This is a genomic window from Micrococcus sp. CS26, from assembly GCF_055522295.1.
Genome location: NZ_JBVFVY010000012.1, coordinates 1 through 21,275, shown reverse-complemented (window position 1 = coordinate 21,275; position 21,275 = coordinate 1). Strand labels below are relative to the sequence as shown.

Below are 21,275 nucleotides of genomic sequence, written 5' to 3'. Positions count from 1 at the left end.
ACGGCTCTTAAAGGATGCGTGGTTCGTCCCGGGGCGCCGGTGGGCCCCCGCGCGGGACGTCGCCGACTCTACCAGCGAGGCCCGCCCCACGGCGCGGATGACGCGGTGCGGGACGGGCCTCGTGACGGAGCTCTCGGCCGCTCAGGCGAGCAGCGTCGGCTTGACCTGCTGCAGGCGGCCGAGCAGACCGTTGACGAACTCGGGCGAGTCGTCCGTGGACAGCTGGGCGGCCAGGGCGACGGCCTCGGAGATGGCGACGGCGTCCGGCACGTCGTCCTGGAACAGCAGCTCCCAGGCCCCCACGCGCAGGATCGCCCGGTCGACGGCGGGCATGCGGTCCAGGGACCAGCCGCGGGAGTAGGAGCTCAGGGCCTCGTCGAGCCGCTCCTGGTCCGCGATGACGCCTTCCACGAGCCGCTGGGTGTAGGCGTTCACCTGCAGATCGGTGCTCTCGCGGCGGGTGCGGATGCCCTCCAGCGCGCTGGAGCCCCGCTGCTCGGCCTCGAACAGGATCTCCACCGCACGCTGCCGGGAGCGGCTGCGCGCCGTGGTCCCCCGCTTGGCAGCGGAGCCGGCGGAGGCCCGCTCAGTCATTGACGCGGCCGAGGTAGTCGCCGGTGCGGGTGTCGACCTTGACGCGGGTGCCCTGCTCGACGAAGAGCGGCACCTGGATCTCGGCGCCGGTCTCCACGGTGGCGGGCTTGGTGCCGGCGGACGAGCGGTCCCCCTGCAGGCCCGGCTCGGTGTAGGTGATCTCCAGGACCACGGACGCCGGCATCTCGAGGTACAGCGGCGTGCCCTCGTGCAGGGCGATGACCACCTGGGTGTTCTCGAGCATGTACTTCGCGGCGTCGCCGACCACGGCCCCGGGCACGGTGATCTGGTCGTAGTCCTTGACGTCCATGAACACGTAGTCCGCGCCGTCCTGGTAGAGGTACTGGTAGTCGGAGCGGTCCACGGTGGCGAACTCGACCTTGGCGCCGGCGTTGAAGGTCTTGTCCACGACCTTGCCCGTGGTGATGTTCTTCATCTTGGTGCGGACGAACGCGCCGCCCTTGCCCGGCTTGACGTGCTGGAACTCGGTGACGTTCCAGAGCTGGCCCTCCAGCTTCAGGACGGCGCCGTTCTTGATGTCGTTGCTCGTTGCCACGTGTGTGCTCCCAATCGGTCTCGCGGACCGTCACGGGTCCGCCTGCAGTGGGTGGGGTCTTGGATGTGCGCGGGCCAGTCTACGGGAGGCCCCGCGCGGGGCCGGGGTCAGCGGCGGCTCACTCCGCGATCTCCTGGTACGCCGCGAAGAGCAGGGACGCGTCCGGGATGTCCACGGTGGTGGGCTGCGCGAGCCCGTCCAGCAGGACGAAGCGCAGCTGGTCGCCGCGGTTCTTCTTGTCCCGGCGGATGCCCTCGAGCAGGGTCTGCCACCGGTCCCCGCGGTAGGAGACGGGCAGGCCCAGGGCCGTCAGCACCGACCAGTGGCGGTCCGCGGTGGCGTCGTCGAGCCGGCCGAGGGAGCGGGCCAGCTCGGCCGCGAAGACCAGCCCCACGGACACCGCGGCGCCGTGGCGCCACTGGTAGCGCTCGGCGAGCTCGATCGCGTGCCCCATCGTGTGGCCGTAGTTCAGCGCCTCGCGGGCGCCCGACTCGCGGGGGTCGCGGGAGACGACGTCCGCCTTGACCCGGATCGAACGCTCGATCAGCTCGCGCAGCCGCGCGGAGTGCGGGTTCTGGGCCTGGGCCGGGTCCTCCTCGATGAGGTCGAGGATCGCGGGGTCGGCGATGAAGCCGCACTTCACGACCTCGGCCAGGCCGGAGATCAGCTCGTTGGCCGGCAGGGTGAGCAGCGTGTCCAGGTCCGCCAGCACGCCGGCCGGATTGTGGAACGCCCCCACCAGGTTCTTGCCCTCGGCGGTGTTGATGCCGGTCTTGCCGCCCACCGCCGCGTCCACCATGCCCAGCAGGGTGGTGGGCATGTGCACGACGCGGACGCCGCGCAGCCACGTGGCCGCCACGAAGCCGGCCAGGTCGGACACGGCGCCGCCGCCCACGGAGACGATCGCGTCCGACCGGGTGAAGTCGTTCTGGCCGAGCACCTGCCAGCAGAACCCGGCCACCTGCAGGTGCTTGCCCTCCTCGGCGTCCGGGATCTCGGCGGTCAGTGCGGTCAGGCCCACGGCCTCGAGGTCGTTCTTGACGACGTCGCCGGTGGCCCGGAGGGCGCGCGGATGGATGACCAGCACGCGTCGGACGGTCGGGCCGAGCATGTCCGGCAGGCGCGCGAGCAGGCCCCGGCCCACCACCACGTCGTAGCCGCCGTGCACGGCCGCCTCGTGGCCGCCGGCCACGGGGATGACCGTCACGTCCTCGGGTGCGGCCGGAGCGGCCGCGGGCGCCGCCCCCGGGGTCTCCTGCTCGGTGATGTCCGGCTCACGGTCGGTCATGGGTGTGACTCACTCCTTCGGGGGCGGTGGGCGTCCCCCACGATACGCCAGGCCGCCTCGGCGGCCGTCAGGCCTGTGGTGTCGAGCACGAGGTCGGCGACCTCGCGGTACAGCCCCTCGCGTTCGGCGAGGATGCGCCGCCAGGTCCCGGCGGGGTCTCCGGCCAGGACGGGGCGGCCCGCGCCGCCGCCCACGCGGCGCAGCGCCTCCTCCTCTCCGACCGCGAGGTAGACGACGTCGGAGTCCGGCCCGGCCAGCGCGCGGCGGGTGCCCGGATGCAGGACGGCGCCGCCGCCGCACGAGAGGACGCACGGGGCGGGTCGGCCGAGCACATGGCCGATGACGCGCGCCTCCTCCGCCCGGAACGCGGCCTCGCCGTGCTCGGCGAAGAACTCCGGGATCGGGCCGTGCACCTGGGTGAACAGCTCGTCGGAGTCCACGAAGGGCAGCCCGGTCACGGCGGCCAGGGCCCGGCCGACCGTCGTCTTCCCGGCCCCCATCGGGCCGACGAGGACGATCCGGCGGGCCGGGCGCGCGGCCGGGTCCTCGTCGGCCGCGGCGGCCACCGTGGCCGCGGCCGTCAGGCGCGCCTCGAGGGCACCGATCATGCCCTCCCACGGGCACACGGTGACGGGCCCGGGGACGGGACGCGTGCTCGGGTCCGGTCCCGGGGCCGGCGCGGTCCCGGGGGTGTCGGTCACGGCAGGGGGTCGCCCATCGGGCCGTCCGCCACGACGTCGGCGCCCGGCTCCGGCAGGGCGGGGACCGCGGCCTGGAACGCTTCGAGGTTGCGGCGCGTCTCGGCCACGGAGTCGCCGCCGAACTTCTCGAGCATCGCGTCGGCCAGGACGAGGGCGACCATGGCCTCGGCGACGATGCCCGCGGCGGGCACGGCCGCCACGTCGGAGCGCTGATGGTGGGCCGTGGTCTCCGCGCCCGTGGCGACGTCGACCGTGGGCAGTGCGCGCGGCACCGTGGCGATCGGCTTCATCGCGGCGCTCACGCGCAGCAGCTCGCCCGTCGACATGCCGGCCTCGATGCCGCCGGCCCGGTCGGTCGTGCGCCGGGGGCGGCCGTCCGCGCCGCGGGCGATCCCGTCGTGGGCGGCGGTGCCGCGTCGGGCGGCCGTGGCGAACCCGTCGCCGACCTGCACGCCCTTGATCGCCTGGATGCCCATGAGCGCCCCCGCCAGCCGCGCGTCGAGGCGGCGGTCCCAGTGGACGTGGGAGCCCAGGCCGATCGGCACGCCGTACGCCAGCACCTCCACGACGCCGCCGAGGGTCTCCCCGGCGCGGTGGGCGTCGTCGACCTCGGCGACCATCGCCGCGGAGGTCTGCGGGTCGAGGCAGCGGACCGGGTCGGCGTCGAGGCGGGCCTCGTCCTCGGGGACGGGGAACGGGTGGCCCTCCGGCAGGGCGGCCTCCCCGAAGGCCACGGTGTGGGAGACGATCCGCACGCCGAGCTCGCCGAGGAAGGCGCGGGCGACGGTGCCCAGGGCCACACGGGCGGCGGTCTCACGGGCGGAGGCGCGCTCGAGGAGGGGGCGGGCCTCGTCGAAGCCGTACTTCTGCATGCCGGTCAGGTCGGCGTGGCCGGGCCGCGGGCGGGTGAGCGCCGCGTTGCGGGCCAGACCGTCGAGCTCCTCCGCGGGGACGGGATCGGCGGCCATCACCTTCTCCCACTTGGGCCATTCCGTGTTGCCCACCTGGATCGCCACAGGCGAGCCGAGGGTGCGGCCGTGGCGGACGCCGCCGAGGATCGTCACCGCGTCCTGCTCGAACTTCATGCGCGCGCCGCGCCCGTACCCCAGGCGGCGGCGCGCGAGCGCGTCCTGCACGTCCTGCGTCGTGACCGGGATCCCGGCCGGCAGTCCCTCTACGATTCCTGTGAGCGCGGGGCCGTGAGACTCCCCCGCTGTCAACCAGCGCACCATGGCGTGCAGTCTCTCACGCACGGGGCGCCGCGCCGTCACGTGTGACCGGACGGGACGCACCGGATCCGGCGTTCGACGCTCAGCCGGCGGCCGGTCCCAGGGCGTCCGCCGCGGCGCGCGTCACCGCCGCCCAGTCCGGCTCGGGCATCCCGGCCGCGGCGCGGGGCCGGGCCGTGAACAGCCGGACCTGCTCGATGCCCTGGTGCAGCAGCATGGACAGCCCGGACGCCACCGGACCGCCCTCCCGGGACCAGGCGGACGCCAGCACGGAGGGCCACGGGTCGTAGGCCGCGTCCAGCAGGGGCGGCAGGGCGGCGCCGGCCGGCACGTGTGCGGCCAGGGCGTCCGCGGCGCGCGGCGGCAGGGTGGCGACGACGGCACGCAGCCCCGGCGCCCGCCGGAGCAGATCCGCCTGGGTCAGGGTCGCCCAGCGCAGCCCGAGCGCGTCGGCCAGGGCCGTCACCTCGGCGGCGCGGGCGGGGTCGCGGACGCCGAAGAGCACCGCGTCCGCGCCGAGCGTGGCGGCGGCGAGGACGGCCGCCGTCGCGGTCCCCCCGTTCCCGAGGACGCCGACGGTCCCGCCCCGGGCGGCACGGTCGAGGCCGGCCGCGGCGAGGGCGCCGAGGATGCCGTCCACGTCCGTGTTCTCGGCGTGGACGACCCCGGGCGCGGAGGGGTGGTCGCGCACGAGGGTGTTCGCGGTGCCCAGGAGGCGGACGCGGTCGCTGACGTGCCCGGCGGCGGCGACGACCGCCCGCTTCAGCGGCATGGTGACGGAGCAGCCGAGCCAGTCCTGCCCGCGGGCCGCGGCCGCGCCGCCGTCGGCCGTGCCCGGGGCGCCGAGGTGCTCGGCCGCGAAGGCGAGCACCTCGTCCTCGCCCAGGTCTCGGCGGCCGTAGTCGACGTCGAGGCCCAGGACCCGGTAGCCGGCCGCGTGCAGCACCGGGGAGAGCGAGTGGGCGATCGGCCGGCCCAGGACCGCCGCGCGCAGCGTGGGGCGCATCAGCACACCCCCGGATTGGAGGCGCAGTAGCGCTGCAGGGTGCGCACGTGCTGCTGGTGCTCCTCATAGGTGCGGGAGAACTCGGTGTGGCCGGTGCCGATGTCCGTGGTCACCCAGTAGTAGGCGTCCGTCTCGGCCGGGTCGAGGGCGGCCTCGACGGCCGCGTCGGAGGGCATGCCGATCGGACCCGGCGGCAGGCCCGGGTGCACGTACGTGTTGTAGGGGTTCGACGCGTCCTGGCGCTGGCCCGAGGTGAAGCTGAGGCTGCGCACGCCGAGGCCGTACGTGACGGTGGCGTCGATCTGCAGGAGCCCGCGCGTCTCGGTGTTGTCCGGGGCGAGGCGGTTCTCGATGGCGCCGGCGACCTGCCGGTAGTCCTGGGGCAGGGCCTCCGCCTCGAGGATGGAGGCGATCGTGAGCAGGCGCTGCTGCTCGGCCGGGTCGCGGACGTCGAGGGCGTCGAGCTCGGCGAGGGTGGGCCGGATCAGGGAGTCGAGCACCTGCTCGGCGGTGGCGTCGACGGGGAGGCGGTACTCCCCCGCGTCGAGCCAGCCCTCGAGCGTGCCCGCCTCCCCGGGGACGCCGTAGCGGGTCGGGTCGTGGGCGGCGGCCTCGAGCTCCTCGCGGGGCAGCCCCGTGGCCTCGGCGACGGCGTCCAGCACCTCGGTGAGTCGCCGGCCGCGCTCCACGAGCACGTAGTGCACGGCCCCGTCCGCGGCGCCCTGGAGCACCGCGAGGGCCTCGGCCGCGGGCATCCGCTCGCGCAGCACGAAGTCCCCCGAGCGCACGAGACCGCTGCCCGTGTCCCTGGCGGCGCGCTCGAACGCACGGGCGGAGGCCACGATGCCGGCCCGGTCCAGGCGGGCCGCCACGGAGCCCAGGTCCTCGCCCGGCTCCACCGAGAACGTCACCTCGTCGCCCTCGACGGCCGTGTGGTCGGGGCCGCCCAGGAACCCGCGCACGATCAGCCCGACCACGACGGCGAACGCCACGAGCACCGTGCCCAGCACCAGCGCGGTCCGCCGCCGGCCGGCGCCGCGATCGACCCGCGGGGCCGGGTGGGACCCGGAGCCCCGGCGACGCAGGAACGTGCGGGGCCGGCATGGGCCGGCCGCGTCGACCGGCTGGGACGGGACGCCGAGATCGGCCTCGTCCGCCTCGCCGTGGGCGAAGCCGAACACGTCGAGGTCGTCGTGGACGTCGGCCTCGTCGCCGAGCAGATCGTCCCAGTGGTCCTCACGCCGCGCGTGCTGGTGGTCGCCGGTCACCGGATCTGCTCCCGGTCCTGGCCGGCCCAGCGGCCGGTGCGGCGCTGCTCGTCCACGGCGGCCTGCAGGATCGCGACGGCGGCCGCCTGGTCGATCACGCCGCGGCTGTACTTGACGGACCGGCCCGCGGCCCGCAGTCCGGCCTGCGCGGAGACCGTGCTGAGCCGCTCGTCGACGAGCCGGACCGGCACGGGGTGGCCCGCCTCGACCAGGGCGGCGGCGACGGCGTCCGCGTAGTCGAGGGCGTCCTGCGTGGACGGCGTGTGCTCGCCCCGCAGATTCACCGGCAGGCCGACGTACACGGCGACGACGTCGAGCTCGCGTGCGTGGGCGACGAGCTCGTCCACGTCACGACGTCGACGCGCATCCCGCCGCAGGGTGGCCACGGGGGTGGCGATCAGGCCGTCGGGGTCGGCCGACGCGACGCCCACGCGGGCACGTCCGACGTCGACGCCGAGGGTGCGCCCCCGGCGCACGGCGTCGCTCGCCACGGCGGCCCCGTCCTGACCTGCGCTCACGTCCGCCTCAGGCCGCGCGCACCGCGGCGACGACGGCCTCGAGCGCGTCCCCGACGCGCGTGACGTCCTGGCCGCCGCCCTGGGCGACGTCGTCCTTGCCTCCGCCCCCGCCGCCGAGCACGCCGGTGGCGGTCTTGACCATGGCGCCCGCCTTGAGGCCGGCCGCGCGGGCGGCCTCGTTGGTCGCCACGACCACGAGGGGCCGGCCCTTGGCCTCGGCCGTGAGGGCCACGAGCACGGGCGTGCCCGCCGCGTTGCCGCCGGCCGACTCGATCCGGGCGCGCAGGTCCAGCACGAGGGAACGCAGCTGGTCCCCGGCCACGTCGCCGACGTGGTGCGCCAGCACCCGCACCGACGTCCCGGCGGACGTCGTGACGTCCTGGGCCTGCCCGGCGAGCTGCCCGGCCTGGGCCTGCAGCGCCTGGGCCCGCAGCTCCGCGACCTGCTTCTCGGCCGCCTTGAGCCGGTCCAGGGTGGCGCCGATGCGGTCCTTGAGCTCCTCGGCCGGGGCCTTGAACATCTCCGAGAGCTCGGAGACGAGGGTGCGCTCCGCGGCGAGGTGGCGGAACGAGTCCAGGCCGACGAGCGCCTCGACGCGGCGGTTGCCCGAGCCCACGGACTGCTCGCCGAGCAGGGTCAGCGAGCCGATCTGCGCGGTGCGGCCCACGTGGGTGCCGCCGCACAGCTCGCGGGACCAGGCGCCGTCGATCTCCACGACGCGCACCCGGTCGCCGTACTTCTCGCCGAACAGGCTCATCGCGCCGAGTGCGCGCGCCTCCTCGAGGCTCATCTCCTGGGTGAGCACGGCGTGGTCGTCGCGGATGGCGATGTTCACCACGTCCTCGACCTCGGAGCGGGCCCCGGCCGAGAGCGCCTCGGCCCAGCGGAAGTCGAAGCGCAGGTAGCCCTCCTTGTTGAAGGAGCCGGACTGGGTGGCCTCGGGGCCGAGGATCTGGTGCAGTGCGGCGTGCACCAGGTGGGTGCCGGAGTGGGCCTTCTCGCCGTCGAGGCGGCGCTGCAGGTCGATCGCGCCGAGGGCCTGCGCGCCGGCGGCGACCTCGCCGTCGAGGACCTTGACCCTGTGCACGGACAGCCCCTTCACGGGGGCCTGCACGTCGAGCACCTCGAGGCGGAAGCCGTCGCCGGTGATCAGGCCGGTGTCCGCGGCCTGGCCGCCGGACTCCGCGTAGAACGGCGTGGCGTCCAGGACGAGCTCGAGCTCCGTGCCGGCGCCGGCGGACGCGACCTCCTCGCCGTTCTGCAGCAGGCCGCGCACCACGGACTCGGTGGTGTGCTCGGTGTAGCCGGTGAAGTGGGTCTGGCCCTCGGCGCGCAGGCGCTGGTACACGGCGGTGTCCGTGTGGCCGGCCTTCTTGGCCTTGGCGTCCGCGCGGGCGCGGTCGCGCTGCTCGGCCATGAGGGCGCGGAACCCGGCCTCGTCCACGGCGACGCCGGCCTCCTCCGCGATCTCCAGCGTCAGCTCGATCGGGAAGCCGTAGGTGTCGTGCAGCTCGAACGCGTCCGGGCCCGCGATGCCGCCGCCCGCCGAGCGGGCCTGGCCCACCGCGGCGTCGAGGCGGGCCGTGCCCGCGGCGATGGTCCGCAGGAACGCCTTCTCCTCGGCGTAGGCGATCCGGGAGATGCGCTCGAACTCGTCCGCGACCACCGGGTAGGTGCCCTTCATCGCGTCCCGGGAGACCGGCAGCAGCTCAGGGAAAACGGGCTCGGTGACGCCCATCAGGCGCAGGGCGCGGACGACGCGGCGGATGAGGCGGCGCAGCACGTAGCCGCGGCCCTCGTTGCCGGGGCGCACGCCGTCGCTGATCAGCATCAGGGCCGAGCGCACGTGGTCGGCCACCATGCGCAGGCGGACGTCGTCGTCGTAGTGCGGGTCGGCCGGGTCCTCGGTGGAGGTGTAGGAGCGGCCGGCCAGCTGCGCGGCGCGGTCGAGCACGGGGCGGACCTGGTCCGTCTCGTACATGTTCTCCACACCCTGGAGGATCATGGCGAGCCGCTCGAGGCCGAGACCGGTGTCGATGTTCTTGTGCTCGAGCTCGCCGGCGATGTCGAAGTCGTCCTTCGAGCGCACCGCGGAGAGGCGGTACTGCATGAACACGAGGTTCCAGATCTCGATGTAGCGGGTGTCGTCCGCGGCCGGGCCGCCGTCGACGCCGTACGCGGGGCCGCGGTCGTAGAAGATCTCCGAGCAGGGGCCGCCCGGGCCGGGCTGGCCGGTGTTCCAGTAGTTGTCGTCCTTGCCCATGCGCTGGATGCGCTCGGGACGGACGCCCACGTCCTCGCGCCAGATGCGCTCGGCCTCGTCGTCCTCGCGGTACACGGTGACCCAGAGGCGCTCGGGGTCCAGGCCGAAGCCGCCGTCCTCGACCGAGGACGTCAGCAGCTCCCAGGCCATCGGGATGGCCGTCTCCTTGAAGTAGTCGCCGAAGGAGAAGTTGCCGCACATCTGGAAGAAGGTGCCGTGGCGGACGGTCTTGCCGACCTCCTCGATGTCCGCGGTGCGGATGCACTTCTGCACCGAGACGACGCGCGGGCTCGGCGGGGTCTGCTCCCCCAGGAAGTACGGGATGAACGGGACCATGCCGGCCACCGTGAACAGCAGCGACGGATCCGGCGAGACGAGCGACGCCGACGGCACCACGCGGTGCCCCCTGGACTCAAAGAAGGCGGTCCAGCGGCGGGCGATCTCCTGGGACTTCATGCGGGGGTGTCCTTCTGCGTGGTGGTGGTCTGGGGGCGGGCGGCGCCGTGCGACGGCGGCTCCACGGTCTCCCCGGAGATGATCGGCCCCGTGTGGGGCAGGTAGGGCGCGGCCCAGGGGGCCTCGGCGCGGACGCGCTCGGCCAGGCGCCGGGCACCGTCCTGCAGGGCGGCCGCCGCGGCGTCGGCGGCGGCCTCACCGGCCTGGCGGGCCAGACGCTCCGGGTCCAGGCGGGCGGAGAACCCCGCGCGCCCCCCCGCGGAGCCAGGGTCAGACGTCGGCGCGTCGGTCGCGTCGGTGGCCGGGTGGGCACGGTCGCCGAGGGCGCGGTGTGCGAACCAGCCGGATGCGGCGCCGGCGCCGACGAGCAGCAGCGAGCGGAGCATGGCGGGGGCCTCCTTCGGACGGCAGGGATTCCGGCCCCACCTTACCGGGCGCGGCGCCGATCCCCGGCGGCGGGCCCGGGGGACGCCGCAGGCCCGGTCACCTCCGAGAGGTGACCGGGCCTGCGGGACGCGCGGGGCGCCGTCGTCCGGGACGGACCCGGCCGCGGCGGATCAGCGCGCGTAGTACTCGACCACGAGCTGCTCCTCGCAGGTCACGGGGACCTCGGAGCGCTTCGGGCGACGGGTGAGGGTGGCGCGCAGCTTGTCGATCTCCACGGTCAGGTAGCCCGGGGTGGCGGGCAGGACCTGCTGGTGGGCGCCGGCGGCGGCCAGCTGGAAGGGGACCATCTTCTCCGAGCGCTCGTGCACGTGGATCATCTGGCCCTCCTTCACGCGGAACGAGGGGACGTCCACGCGCTTGCCGTCCACCAGGATGTGGCGGTGCACGACGAGCTGACGGGCCTGCTGGATGGTGCGGGCGAAGCCGGCACGCAGCACGAGGGCGTCGAGGCGCTGCTCGAGGAGCTCGACCAGGTTCTCACCGGTCAGGCCGGCGGTGCGCTTGGCCTCCTCGAAGTAGCGGCGCATCTGGGCCTCGCGGATGTTGTACTGGGCGCGCAGACGCTGCTTCTCCTTGAGGCGCACCGCGTAGTCCGAGTCCTGCTTGCGGCGGGCACGGCCGTGCTGGCCGGGGCCGTACGGACGACGCTCCATGTACTTCTCGGCCTTGGGGGTCAGCGCGATGCCCAGGGCGCGGGAGTGCCGCACGGTGCGGCGGGTGCGAAGGTTGCCACTCATGGTGGACCTGCCTTTCCTTGACGTGCGGCACGGTTCGGGTTTGTCTCGAGGTCTCGTCCGCGCGCCGGGGCACACGGGTCAAGGGGACTCGAACCTGGCCTCCCCGCGATCCTGAGGAGAGCTGAGGGGCGTGCCGCCGCCCGTCATCCACTGATGCGCTGCGCGTCCCTCGACCGGGCACGCGGGTGTCCCGTGGACCGTTCGAGGGGGATGCGTCCGGGGCGCAGCGCCTGCCAGACCGGTCCACCTTACCAGAGCGACGACGACGGGGCGGGCCGGGGCTCAGGCGCGCGGCGTGGCCGCGGTGCCGGGGTCCGCGCCGAGGAGCTGACCGGCCTGGTCCAGGTGGGAGGCCTCGACCAGCACGTCGTACGACTCGGCCTCCATGGTCTGCAGGGACGTGAAGTCGCGCCTGCCGCCGGTGGCCGCGTGGCCGATCGCCCCGAAGACGGCCCCCCACAGGGCGCCCAGGCCCAGGGAGATCAGCAGGATCCAGAGGAACCCGAAGCCGGGGGCGAAGATCGAGAAGAGCAGGCCGAGCAGGAGGCCGAACCACAGGCCCTGCAGCCCGCCGCGGACGGCGGCCTTGCCGGTGGTCATCCGGCCCAGGACCTGCTCCACGGAGCGCAGCCCGGTGCCCACGATGCGCACGCGCTCCACGGGGAACCCGGCGTCGGAGAGCTGGTCCACGAGGGCCTGGGCCTCGGCGTAGGCCGGGACGGAGCGCAGGATGCGGTAGTCGGCCTGCGGGAGGGCGGGGCCGCCGGCGCCGGGGCGGCCGTACGGGGCCGGCTGCTGCGCGGCGGTGTGCTGGGGGGTGGACTGCTGCGGAGTGGACTGGGTCATGGGGGCGGCTCCTTCTGTTCCTTCTGTGCGTCGGTGGTGCATGGGGGCGCGAGCGGGCGAGGAGTCGGCGGGCCGACGTCGACCGCCCCGCTCATCCCTGGACAACCGGTGATCCGGGGTCTTTATTCCGCGCGGCCGCCCGAGGCGTCCGCCCTCGGGCCCGGCGCGCGCTCAGTCGCCGCGGATGATCCGGCGCAGCGCGGCCACCTGCTCGGTGAGCCGCTTCTCGTGTCCGATGGGCTTGGGCCGGTAATAGTCCCTCCCGACCAGGGGGTCCGGCGCGTACTGCTGACGGGCGACGGCGTGCGGCTCGTCGTGGCTGTAGACGTAGCCCTGGCCGTGGCCGAGGGCCGCCGCGCCGGGGTAGTGCGCGTCCCGCAGGTGCGCCGGCACCGCGCCCGTGTGGCCGGCCCGCACGTCCGCGATCGCCTCGTTCACGGCGGTGTAGCTCGCGTTGGACTTCGGCGCGGTGGCCAGATGCGTCACGGCCTGCGCCAGGATGATGCGTCCCTCCGGCATGCCGATCAGCTGCACGGCCTGGGCGGCGGCCACGGCGGTCTGCAGCGCGGTCGGGTCGGCCATGCCCACGTCCTCGGACGCGGAGATGATCAGCCGCCGGGCGATGAACCGGGGGTCCTCCCCCGCCTCCAGCATCCGGGCGAGGTAGTGCATCGACGCGTCCACGTCCGAGCCGCGGATGGACTTGATGAAGGCACTGATCACGTCGTAGTGCTGGTCGCCGTCCTTGTCGTAGCGCTGGACGTGGTGGTCCATCGCCTGCGCGGCGTCCTCGTCCGTGACCGCGACGGCGCCCTCCCCCGCCCGGCCGGCCTCGCGCGCCTTGTCCAGGGCGACGCCGGCCGCGGCCTCCAGCACCGTGAGCGCCCGCCTCGCGTCGCCGCCGGCCATCCGCACCAGGTAGTCCCGCGCGTCGTCCTGGAGCACCACGGCGCCGTTGAGCCCGCGCTCCTGGGTCACGGCACGGTCCAGCAGCCCGACGATGTCGTCGTCCGTGAGGGGACGCAGCGTGAGCAGCAGCGACCGGGAGAGCAGGGGTGCGATCACGGAGAAGGACGGGTTCTCCGTGGTCGCGGCCACCAGCACGACCCAGCGGTTCTCGACGCCCGGCAGCAGCGCGTCCTGCTGCGCCTTGGAGAAGCGGTGGATCTCATCGAGGAACAGGACGGTGGTGCGCCCGTAGAGGTCCCGTTCGCGCTGGGCCTGCTCCATCACCTGCCGCACGTCCTTCACACCGGCCGTGATCGCGGACAGCTCCGTGAACGTGCGCCCGGGGGCGCGGGCGATCACGTGGGCCAGCGTCGTCTTGCCGATGCCCGGAGGCCCGTAGAGGATGACCGAGCTCGGTCCCGCGGCGGAGTCCGGATCGGGCTCGGCGAGCTTGCGCAGCGGGGAGCCCGGCCGCATGAGGTGCCGCTGGCCCAGCACGTCATCCAGCGTGCGCGGGCGCATGCGCACGGCCAGCGGTGCGCCGGGGTGCGGGGCGGCCACGGTGCCGGCCGGGCCGTCGTCGTCGGCCCCGTTGTGGGCGGCGCTGAAGAGGTCGTCCATCGGGTCCAGGGTAGTCCTCGGCCCGCGGGGGCGTGGGTGGCATCATGGCCGCATGAGCCCCGCCGCCCCGCGCACCGACCACACCCACGTCCTGCTGCTGCGCGGGATCAACGTGGGGCGGAGCAACCGTGTCGGCAAGGACACGCTGATCCGCTGGGCCCAGGCCGCCGGCGGGGAGGCGGTCACCACCCACCTGGCCAGCGGCAACGTCCTGTTCCGGGCGTCCTCCGACGCAGCCGCGGAGGGCGTGCGGCAGGGGTTCGCGCGACGGGCGCGTGAGGAGGGCGGCCTCGACGTCCCCGTGGTCCTCGTGGACGTGGGCACGCTCCGGCGCGCCCTGGAGCTGCACGACGCGCTCCCCTGGGCCGGCGGCGAGCCGAAACGCACGCAGCTCACCGTGCTCGAGGACGACCCCGCACCCGAGGCGGCCGCCGCCCTGGCCGCGCTCGACCACGGGGACGACCGACCCGCGGGGCCGGATCGCACGGCCCTGGAGGGACGGCTGCTGTGGATGCGCTGCGCCGCGGGGGTCGCCGACTCCCCGCTCACTCCGGCCCGCCTCGACCGGGCGCTCGGGGTGCGCGGCACGGCCCGGAACCTCACGACGGTGCGGGTGCTCGCGGGGCTGCCGAGCGAGGACTGACCTCGGCGGACGGCACGCGGGGCGTCCGGGGCGTCGACACCCGCGGGACACCGCGCGCTGGCCGGGACGTCACGGACCGTTCACATCCGTGCGATGGGGTGACCCCGTCCTCCGCCTCCCTGCCCTGACTGGAGCATCCATGCCTCGCCTCGCACGCCTCGCCACGGCCGTCACCGCCGCGACCCTGTCCACGGCCTTCCTCGCCCCGGCCTCCCTCAGCGCGCCCGCCCCGCACTCGGCCACGGCCCAGCGCGCCGCCATCGCCGCCAACCCGTCCGGCAAGAGCATCGAGCTCACCCGCGCCGGCACCCACGAGACCGGCGTGTTCGGCGAGTCCGCCGCCGAGATCCCGGCCTTCGACGCGGTCTCCGGCCGCCTGTTCGTGGTGAATGCGCAGCGCGGCGCCGTCGACGTCATGCGCCTGGGCGCCGACGCCGCCCCCGTGGCCGAGCGGACCCTCTCCGCCGAGGGCCTGCGCACCGCGGACGGCTCCGTCACGGACAAGGGCGCCACGGTGAACTCCGTGGCCGTCTCCGGCGGCGTGATGGCCGTCGCCGTGGAGGCCGCCGAGAAGACCGACCACGGCTGGGTCGTGTTCTTCGACACCACCACCCTGCGCTACCTCGGCGGCGTGCGGGTGGGCGCCCTGCCGGACTCGCTGGCCTTCTCCCCGAACGGGGCGTACGTGGTGGTCGCCAACGAGGGCGAACCGGCCGACGACTTCTCCGTCGACCCGGAGGGCACGATCTCCGTGGTCTCCGTGCCGAAGAACGCCCAGCAGTTCTCCCGCCTGACCCAAGACGCGGTGCGCACCGTGGACTTCCGCGCCTACGACGCCGGCACCGCCCTGCCCGCCGGCGTGCGCGTCTCCGGCCCCGATGTGGCCGTGCCCGCCGGTCACGAGCCCGCCGGTCGGGTGGCCCGCAACCTCGAGCCGGAGTACGTCACCGTCGACCCGACCGGACGCACCGCCTACGTGTCCGTGCAGGAGGCCAACGCCGTCGCCGTCGTGGACCTGAAGTCCGCCACGCTGGAGGACCTCTGGGCGCTGACGCCCACCGACTGGTCCACCGAGGGCATGCTGGACGCCTCGGACAAGGACGGCGGCATCGAGCTGGGCCACTGGCCGGTCGACGGCCTGCCCATGCCCGACGGCATCGACACGTACCGCTGGCGCGGTCAGAACCTGGTCGTCACCGCCAACGAGGGTGACGGGCGGGAGTGGGGCGACTTCAACGACTCCGAGCGCGTCAGCGACCTGGACCTGTGCGCCGCCGAGTTCCCGGGGGCCAAGGCCCTGCAGAAGAAGGATGCCCTGGGCCGCCTGAAGGTGCTCACCGACCTCGGCTACGACTCTGAGCGCGAGTGCCACTCCTCCCTGACCACACTGGGCGGCCGGTCCTTCTCCATCTACACCGCGGACGGCACCCGCCTGTTCGACTCCGCCGGCATGATCGAGGAGCAGATCGCCCGGCTCGTGGCCGCCGGCGAGCTGCCGGAGCACGCGTTCAACGCGAACAACGACGAGACCCCGTCCGGGGACTCCCGTTCGGATGACAAGGGCCCCGAGCCCGAGTCCGTGGTGGTGGGCACGATCCAGGGCCGCACCTACGCGTTCGTGGGCCTCGAGCGCATCGGCGGCGTGATGGTCTTCGACATCACCGACCCGCGGAACGCCACCTACGTGGACTACGTCAACGACCGTGACTGGGATGCCGCGGGCGACGACGCCGCGGCCGGCCTGGGTGACATGGGCGCCGAGGGCCTGACCTTCGTGCCGGCCGACGAGTCCCCCTCCGGCACCGCCCTGCTGATCGTCGCCAACGAGGTCTCCGGCTCGACCACCGTGTACGAGGTGAATCCGACCCGTCGTCAGTGATCCGCTGACGCGGACCGGTTCCGGGCGCGTTGCAGAATGGCTGCATGAGAGCCGTTCTGCAACGCGCCCGTTCCGCGTCCGTGACCGTCGACGGCAAAGTCGTCGGCTCCTTCGAGGGCGAGGGGCTGGTGATCCTGCTCGGCGTGACCGTCGACGACACCGAGGCCGAGGCCGTCCAGGTGGCCCGCAAGGTGGCCGGGCTCCGCATGCTCGACGGCGAGCGGTCCCTCACCGACGCCGGTGCCCCGGCGCTCGTCGTCAGCCAGTTCACGCTGTACGGCGACGTGCGGAAGGGCCGGCGGCCGTCCTGGACGCGCGCGGCGAAGGGCAACCAGGCCGAGCCGCTCTACGAGCGGTTCACGGCCGAGCTCGAGGCCGCCGGCGTGCGCGTGGAGCGCGGGGTGTTCGGCGCGAAGATGGACGTCTCCCTCACCAACTCCGGGCCGTTCACGCTGATCGTGGACTCGGACGAGCTGGCCGGTCCGCGGCGCGGCTGAGGCGGGCCCGCCGCGGGCCCGGATCAGGCTCCCGGCTCGGCCTCGGCCTGCTTCGGCTCCGGCTGCGCGTCGACGCCGGCCTCCTTGCGCTGCTGGGCGGTGATGGGCGCCGGTGCGGCCGTCAGCGGGTCGAAGCCGCCGCCGGTCTTCGGGAACGCGATGACCTCGCGGATCGAGTCGGTGCCGGCCAGCAGGGCGACCACGCGGTCCCAGCCGAACGCGATGCCGCCGTGCGGCGGGGCGCCGTACTTGAAGCCCTCGAGCAGGAAGCCGAACTTCTCGTTCGCCTCCTCCGGGGACAGGCCCATGACCTCGAACACGCGCTCCTGCACGTCCTGACGGTGGATGCGGATGGAACCGCCGCCGATCTCGTTGCCGTTGCACACGATGTCGTAGGCGTAGGCCAGGGCCGAGCCCGGGTCGGTGTCGAAGGTGTCCGCGAACTCCGGCTTGGGCGAGGTGAACGCGTGGTGCACGGCGGTCCAGGCGCCCGCGCCCACGGCGACGTCGCCCGAGGCCACGGCGTCGGCCGCCGGCTCGAACATCGGCGCGTCCACGACCCACACGAACGCCCAGTCGGCGTCCTTCGCGGCCACGCCGTCACCGGCGTCGGTGAACAGCCCGCAGCGACGGCCGATCTCCACGCGGGCCGCACCCAGCAGCGCGCGGGACTCCTTCGGCTTGCCGGCGGCGAAGAACACGCAGTCGCCCGGGTTCGCGCCCACGGCGGCGGCCAGCCCGGCCTTCTCCTCCTCGGAGATGTTCTTGGACACCGGACCGGTCAGCTCGCCGTCCTCCTGGATGAGCACGTAGGCCAGGCCCTTGGCGCCGCGCTGCTTGGCCCACTCCTGCCACGCGTCGAGGGTGCGGCGGGCCTGGGAGGCGCCGCCCGGCATCACGACGGCGCCCACGTACTCGTTCTGGAACACGCGGAACGGGGTGTCCTTGAAGTACTCGGTCAGGTCCGTCAGCTCGAGGCCGAAGCGCAGGTCCGGCTTGTCCGAGCCGTACTTCTCCATGGCCTCGGCGTAGGTCATGCGGCGGATCGGCGTCGGCACGTCCACGCCCACGAGGGCCCACAGGGCCTTGACGATCTTCTCGCCGAGGGCGATCACGTCATCCTGCTCCACGAAGGAGGCCTCGATGTCCAGCTGGGTGAACTCGGGCTGACGGTCCGCGCGGAAGTCCTCGTCCCGGTAGCAGCGGGCGATCTGGTAGTACTTCTCGATCCCGCCCACCTGCAGCAGCTGCTTGAACAGCTGCGGCGACTGCGGCAGGGCGTACCAGGAGCCGGGAGCCAGGCGGGCCGGGACGAGGAAGTCGCGGGCGCCCTCCGGCGTCGAGCGCGTGAGGGTCGGGGTCTCGACCTCCACGAAGCCCTCGCCGTGCAGCAGCTCGCGCGCCGTCCGGTTGACCTCGGAGCGCAGGCGCATGATGCGCGAGGGCTGCGGGCGGCGCAGGTCGAGGTAGCGGTGGCGCAGCCGGGCCTCCTCGCCGACCTCCACGTGCTCGTCCACCTGGAACGGCAGCGCGGCGGCGGTGTTGAGCACCGTCACGGTCTCCGCGATCAGCTCGATCTCACCGGAGGGAAGGTTCGGGTTCTCGTTGCCCTCGGGGCGGCGCTCGACCGTGCCGGTGACCTGCAGAACCCACTCGTTGCGCAGCGGGTCGAAGTCCGCCTCGTCCCGCACCACAACCTGGGCGAAGCCCGAGGCGTCGCGCAGGTCCACGAAGGCCACGCCGCCGTGGTCTCGCCGCCGCGCCACCCAGCCGGTGACGGTGACGGTCTGGCCGATGAGCGAGGCGTTGAGCTCGCCGAGGGAGTGGGTGCGCAGCACGAGGATCCTCTCCGTCCGGTCGCCGGACGATGTGCGGGGTTCATGTGATGGTCGACGCCGTGTGATACGCCTGCGGGGCGGGCGCGCGCCGTTCCCGTCAGTCTAGTGCCCCGTCCACACTGCCCCAGCCCAGGAGGACCCCGTCATGACCGCCGCCCTGCAGCGCCGCCTGACCCTGCTCCACGCCGTCGCGATCGGCCTCGGCTCGATGATCGGCGCGGGCGTGTTCACCGCGATCGGCCTGGCGGCCGCGCTCACCGGCGGCCACCCCGGCCTGCTGTACGGGGCCCTGGCGGTCGCGGCCGTCGCGGCCCTGTGCAACGCCCTGTCCACGGCGCAGCTGGCCACCGTCCACCCCGAGTCCGGCGGCGCCTACGTCTACGGCCGGCGGCAGCTGCACCCGTGGGCCGGCTTCGTCGCCGGCTGGGGCTTCGTCACGGGCAAGACCGCGTCGGTGGCCGCGATGGCGGCCACCCTCGGCCTGTACCTCTTCCCCGACGACGCCGCCGCGGCCCGGTGGACGGGCGTGGCCGCCGTCGTCGTGCTCACCGGGGTGGCGATGGCGGGCGTGACGCGGACCGCGCAGGCGACGTTGGCGATCCTCGTGCCCGTGCTCGCCGTGCTCGTGTTGGCCATCGGCGCAGGCCTGGCGCGCGAGGCCCCCGGGGGCTCGGCCGCGGCGCTCGGCGTCGACTCCCCCGTGCAGGGCGTGCTCATGGGCGCGGGCGTCCTGTTCTTCGCGTTCGCCGGCTACGCGCGCGTGGCCACCATGGGTGAGGAGGTCATCGACCCCGCACGCACGATCCCGCGCGCCATCCTGATCGCCCTCGCCGTGACCGTGGCGTTGTACCTGCTGCTCGCCACGGCGCTGATCTCGGGCCTCGGGACCTCCGGGCTGGCCCGGTCCCCGGCGCCCGTGCGCGACCTGCTCGAGACCGCCCTGGGCTCCGGCTGGGGCTGGGTGGCGGTGGCCGGCGCCGCCCTCGCCGCGGCCGGGGCCATGCTCAACCTGCTGACGGGCATCTCCCGCACCGCCCTGGCCATGGCCCGCGAGTCCGACCTGCCCCGCCCCCTGGCACGGGTCCATGCGGGGACCGGCACGCCGTGGACGGCTCAGCTGACGGTGGCCGCGGCCGTGATCCTGCTCCTGCTCACCACGGACATCCTCACCGTGGTGGGCTTCAGCTCGTTCGGCGTGCTCGTCTACTACGCGGTGGCGAACCTGTCCGCCCTGACCCTGCGCGGGGACGACGACGGCCGCCGCCCGGCCCGGCCGCGCCCGCTGCGCGTGCCCCGCGCCGTCAACGTCCTCGGCCTGGCCCTGTGCCTGCTGCTCGCCCTCAGCCTGCCGCCGATGTCCGTGGCCGCGATGGCGGGCGTGTTCCTGATCGGGGTGGGCGGGCGCGCGTTCGTGCGGGCCGGGCGCCGGGGCCGGTGACCCGACGCGCGGACGGGTGTCGGCGTCGCACACCGGGGCCGGCATAGCGGCCGCGTCCGCTCAGTCCTGCGCGCGGGCGACCTGCGGCAGCAGGTCCTCGGCCGGCGGGGTCCAGTCGGCCGGGTCCGCGGCGTGCTGCTCGCCGGAGCGGATGTCCTTCACCTCGTGGACCCGCGCGCCGGCGTCGTCCCGACCCATGAACCAGACGAACGGGATGCCGCGGCGGTCCGCATACTTGATCTGCTTGCCGAACTTCTCCGCGGACACCGCGACCTCCGCGGGGATGCCGCGCTCCCGCAGCAGGGCCGCGACGTCCTGGGCCTCGGACCAGTCCTCGTCCGCCGTCAGCGCCACGTACACCGCGGTCGGCACGGAGCGGGAGGCCACGGCCATCTGCTGGGACAGCATGCGCATCACCAGCCGCGTCACGCCGATGGACAGTCCGACACCGGGGAACACGCGGTTCCCCTTGGACGCGAGCGCGTCGTAGCGGCCGCCCGAGCAGATCGAGCCGAGCTGCTCGTGGCCCACCAGGACGGTCTCGTAGACGGTGCCCGTGTAGTAGTCCAGGCCGCGCGCGATGGACAGGTCCGCCACGGCGCGCCCGGGGGCGCGGCGGTGCAGGGTGGCGACGACGTCGGCCAGCTCGGTCAGCCCCTCCTCGAGCAGCTCGTGGGTCACCCCCAGGGCGCGGACCCGCTCGACGAACGAGGTGTCCGACGTGCGGATGTCCGCCAGGGCCAGCGCCTGCGCAGCCTGCTCGGGGCTCGCGCCGACCTCCTCCTGGAGCAGCCGCGCGACCTCCTCCGGGCCGACCTTCTCCAGCTTGTCGATGCTGCGCAGCACGCCGGCGGTGTCCTCCAGGCCGATGCCCCGGTAGAAGCCCTCGGCGAGCTTGCGGTTGTTCACGCGGATGAGGAAGTCGCCGATCGGCAGGGCGCCGAGCGCCTCGGCCATCACCAGTGCGACGTCGGCGTCGTACCGGGGCGAGAGGGCGCCGTCGCCGACGACGTCGATGTCCGCCTGGGTGAACTCGCGGGCGCGGCCCTCCTGAGGGCGCTCCCCGCGCCAGACCTTCTGCATCTGGTAGCGACGGAAGGGGAAGGCGAGGTGGCCGGCGTTCTCCACGACGTAGCGGGCGAACGGCACGGTGAGGTCGAAGTGCAGGGCCAGGCGCTTGGGGTCGGCCGGGTCCTTGGGATCGCGCAGGCCCGCGGCGACCTCCTCGTCCTCGGCCAGGCGCGAGACCGCGTAGACCTCCTTGTCCACCTCGCCCTTGCGCAGCAGCTGGCCCAGGGTCTCCACGGCACGGGTCTCGATGCCGGCGAACCCGTGCAGCTCGAAGGTCCGCCGCAGCGTGTCGAGCACGTGCTGCTCCACGAGCCGCTCGGCGGGCAGCCACTCGTGGAAACCGGACAGGGAGGCCTTGCGGGACATGGCGATCCTTCGAGACGACGACGGCGGGGACGCGCGACGGTCCCCCGCCGGCGCACCGGCCCATT

19 protein-coding genes are annotated in these 21,275 nt (G+C 74.3%); 4 read left to right on the top strand and 15 right to left on the bottom strand.

The window, feature by feature from the left end; translation table 11 throughout:
• Nucleotides 1–141 precede the first annotated feature (141 nt).
• From nusB to ACZ1IK_RS06900, 13 genes are all read right to left on the bottom strand, one after another.
• Entirely contained in the window at nucleotides 142–594 is a 453-nt protein-coding gene (gene nusB, locus ACZ1IK_RS06960; RefSeq protein ID WP_044659811.1) for a transcription antitermination factor NusB, read from the bottom strand.
• Entirely contained in the window at nucleotides 587–1,150 is a 564-nt protein-coding gene (gene efp, locus ACZ1IK_RS06955) for an elongation factor P (RefSeq protein WP_002857030.1), read from the bottom strand. The genes nusB and efp overlap by 8 nt, the downstream gene beginning before the upstream one ends.
• Before the next feature lie 118 nt (nucleotides 1,151–1,268).
• Nucleotides 1,269–2,438: a 3-dehydroquinate synthase gene (gene aroB / locus ACZ1IK_RS06950; RefSeq protein ID WP_081097731.1), complete on the bottom strand. Its 1,170-nt coding sequence runs from the start codon at nucleotides 2,436–2,438 to the stop codon at nucleotides 1,269–1,271.
• Nucleotides 2,435–3,139 (bottom strand): shikimate kinase, encoded by a 705-nt coding sequence (locus ACZ1IK_RS06945; protein ID WP_044659812.1) that lies wholly within the window; start codon nucleotides 3,137–3,139, stop codon nucleotides 2,435–2,437. The genes aroB and ACZ1IK_RS06945 overlap by 4 nt, the downstream gene beginning before the upstream one ends.
• The gene (aroC, locus tag ACZ1IK_RS06940; RefSeq protein ID WP_036336604.1) at nucleotides 3,136–4,371 is read right to left on the bottom strand and encodes a chorismate synthase; all 1,236 of its coding nucleotides are present in this window, start codon (nucleotides 4,369–4,371) and stop codon (nucleotides 3,136–3,138) included. The genes ACZ1IK_RS06945 and aroC overlap by 4 nt, the downstream gene beginning before the upstream one ends.
• Before the next feature lie 79 nt (nucleotides 4,372–4,450).
• Nucleotides 4,451–5,374: a shikimate dehydrogenase family protein gene (locus tag ACZ1IK_RS06935; protein ID WP_113914224.1), complete on the bottom strand. Its 924-nt coding sequence runs from the start codon at nucleotides 5,372–5,374 to the stop codon at nucleotides 4,451–4,453.
• Nucleotides 5,374–6,642, bottom strand: coding sequence for an endolytic transglycosylase MltG (mltG, locus tag ACZ1IK_RS06930; protein ID WP_113914219.1), 1,269 nt, complete (start codon nucleotides 6,640–6,642; stop codon nucleotides 5,374–5,376). Before mltG ends, ACZ1IK_RS06935 begins: the two co-directional genes overlap by 1 nt.
• Nucleotides 6,639–7,160 carry a Holliday junction resolvase RuvX gene (ruvX, locus tag ACZ1IK_RS06925; RefSeq protein ID WP_052006958.1) on the bottom strand — a complete coding sequence of 174 codons (522 nt, stop codon included), beginning with the start codon at nucleotides 7,158–7,160 and terminating at the stop codon, nucleotides 6,639–6,641. Before ruvX ends, mltG begins: the two co-directional genes overlap by 4 nt.
• A 7-nt stretch (nucleotides 7,161–7,167) precedes the next feature.
• Nucleotides 7,168–9,879, bottom strand: a complete 2,712-nt coding sequence (gene alaS / locus ACZ1IK_RS06920; protein ID WP_113914220.1) for an alanine--tRNA ligase — start codon at nucleotides 9,877–9,879, stop codon at nucleotides 7,168–7,170.
• Nucleotides 9,876–10,265, bottom strand: a complete 390-nt coding sequence (locus ACZ1IK_RS06915) for a hypothetical protein (protein WP_020621562.1) — start codon at nucleotides 10,263–10,265, stop codon at nucleotides 9,876–9,878. Before ACZ1IK_RS06915 ends, alaS begins: the two co-directional genes overlap by 4 nt.
• Nucleotides 10,266–10,436: 171 nt before the next feature.
• Nucleotides 10,437–11,063 (bottom strand): 30S ribosomal protein S4, encoded by a 627-nt coding sequence (rpsD, locus tag ACZ1IK_RS06910; RefSeq protein ID WP_020621561.1) that lies wholly within the window; start codon nucleotides 11,061–11,063, stop codon nucleotides 10,437–10,439.
• 282 nt (nucleotides 11,064–11,345) lie between these two features.
• Nucleotides 11,346–11,909: a general stress protein gene (locus ACZ1IK_RS06905; protein ID WP_020621560.1), complete on the bottom strand. Its 564-nt coding sequence runs from the start codon at nucleotides 11,907–11,909 to the stop codon at nucleotides 11,346–11,348.
• Nucleotides 11,910–12,080: 171 nt separating this feature from the next.
• The gene (locus ACZ1IK_RS06900; RefSeq protein WP_044659815.1) at nucleotides 12,081–13,478 is read right to left on the bottom strand and encodes a replication-associated recombination protein A; all 1,398 of its coding nucleotides are present in this window, start codon (nucleotides 13,476–13,478) and stop codon (nucleotides 12,081–12,083) included.
• Between the two features lie 52 nt (nucleotides 13,479–13,530).
• Between ACZ1IK_RS06900 and ACZ1IK_RS06895 the strand changes: the two genes are divergently transcribed.
• From ACZ1IK_RS06895 to dtd, 3 genes are all read left to right on the top strand, one after another.
• On the top strand, nucleotides 13,531–14,121 hold the full coding sequence (locus ACZ1IK_RS06895; RefSeq protein ID WP_044659816.1) for a DUF1697 domain-containing protein: 591 nt from the start codon (nucleotides 13,531–13,533) through the stop codon (nucleotides 14,119–14,121).
• 139 nt (nucleotides 14,122–14,260) lie between these two features.
• The gene (locus tag ACZ1IK_RS06890; RefSeq protein WP_465098416.1) at nucleotides 14,261–16,000 is read left to right on the top strand and encodes a choice-of-anchor I family protein; all 1,740 of its coding nucleotides are present in this window, start codon (nucleotides 14,261–14,263) and stop codon (nucleotides 15,998–16,000) included.
• 44 nt (nucleotides 16,001–16,044) lie between these two features.
• A complete protein-coding gene (gene dtd / locus ACZ1IK_RS06885; protein WP_044659818.1) occupies nucleotides 16,045–16,497 on the top strand; it encodes a D-aminoacyl-tRNA deacylase in 453 nt (150 codons plus the stop codon).
• A 23-nt stretch (nucleotides 16,498–16,520) separates the two neighbouring features.
• Here dtd and aspS read toward each other — a convergent pair whose 3' ends face one another.
• Nucleotides 16,521–18,335: an aspartate--tRNA ligase gene (gene aspS / locus ACZ1IK_RS06880; RefSeq protein ID WP_044659819.1), complete on the bottom strand. Its 1,815-nt coding sequence runs from the start codon at nucleotides 18,333–18,335 to the stop codon at nucleotides 16,521–16,523.
• Between the two features lie 145 nt (nucleotides 18,336–18,480).
• On the opposite strand from aspS, the gene ACZ1IK_RS06875 reads away from it, so the two are divergent.
• Nucleotides 18,481–19,773 carry an APC family permease gene (locus tag ACZ1IK_RS06875; protein ID WP_044659820.1) on the top strand — a complete coding sequence of 431 codons (1,293 nt, stop codon included), beginning with the start codon at nucleotides 18,481–18,483 and terminating at the stop codon, nucleotides 19,771–19,773.
• Nucleotides 19,774–19,833: 60 nt separating this feature from the next.
• Here ACZ1IK_RS06875 and hisS read toward each other — a convergent pair whose 3' ends face one another.
• Complete coding sequence (hisS, locus tag ACZ1IK_RS06870) at nucleotides 19,834–21,210, bottom strand: histidine--tRNA ligase (RefSeq protein ID WP_036313678.1); 1,377 nt, start codon at nucleotides 21,208–21,210, stop codon at nucleotides 19,834–19,836.
• Nucleotides 21,211–21,275 lie beyond the last annotated feature (65 nt).

What these genes read in the sequence shown, in the direction of transcription:
- nusB (WP_044659811.1), bottom strand. Translation starts at nt 594, where the DNA reads ATGACTGAGCGGGCCTCCGCCGGCTCCGCTGCCAAGCGGGGGACCACG.
- aroB (WP_081097731.1), bottom strand. Translation starts at nt 2,438, where the DNA reads ATGACCGACCGTGAGCCGGACATCACCGAGCAGGAGACCCCGGGGGCG.
- aroC (WP_036336604.1), bottom strand. Translation starts at nt 4,371, where the DNA reads ATGGTGCGCTGGTTGACAGCGGGGGAGTCTCACGGCCCCGCGCTCACA.
- ACZ1IK_RS06935 (WP_113914224.1), bottom strand. Translation starts at nt 5,374, where the DNA reads ATGCGCCCCACGCTGCGCGCGGCGGTCCTGGGCCGGCCGATCGCCCAC.
- alaS (WP_113914220.1), bottom strand. Translation starts at nt 9,879, where the DNA reads ATGAAGTCCCAGGAGATCGCCCGCCGCTGGACCGCCTTCTTTGAGTCC.
- ACZ1IK_RS06915 (WP_020621562.1), bottom strand. Translation starts at nt 10,265, where the DNA reads ATGCTCCGCTCGCTGCTGCTCGTCGGCGCCGGCGCCGCATCCGGCTGG.
- rpsD (WP_020621561.1), bottom strand. Translation starts at nt 11,063, where the DNA reads ATGAGTGGCAACCTTCGCACCCGCCGCACCGTGCGGCACTCCCGCGCC.
- ACZ1IK_RS06905 (WP_020621560.1), bottom strand. Translation starts at nt 11,909, where the DNA reads ATGACCCAGTCCACTCCGCAGCAGTCCACCCCCCAGCACACCGCCGCG.
- ACZ1IK_RS06900 (WP_044659815.1), bottom strand. Translation starts at nt 13,478, where the DNA reads ATGGACGACCTCTTCAGCGCCGCCCACAACGGGGCCGACGACGACGGC.
- ACZ1IK_RS06895 (WP_044659816.1), top strand. Translation starts at nt 13,531, where the DNA reads ATGAGCCCCGCCGCCCCGCGCACCGACCACACCCACGTCCTGCTGCTG.
- ACZ1IK_RS06890 (WP_465098416.1), top strand. Translation starts at nt 14,261, where the DNA reads ATGCCTCGCCTCGCACGCCTCGCCACGGCCGTCACCGCCGCGACCCTG.
- dtd (WP_044659818.1), top strand. Translation starts at nt 16,045, where the DNA reads ATGAGAGCCGTTCTGCAACGCGCCCGTTCCGCGTCCGTGACCGTCGAC.
- ACZ1IK_RS06875 (WP_044659820.1), top strand. Translation starts at nt 18,481, where the DNA reads ATGACCGCCGCCCTGCAGCGCCGCCTGACCCTGCTCCACGCCGTCGCG.
- hisS (WP_036313678.1), bottom strand. Translation starts at nt 21,210, where the DNA reads ATGTCCCGCAAGGCCTCCCTGTCCGGTTTCCACGAGTGGCTGCCCGCC.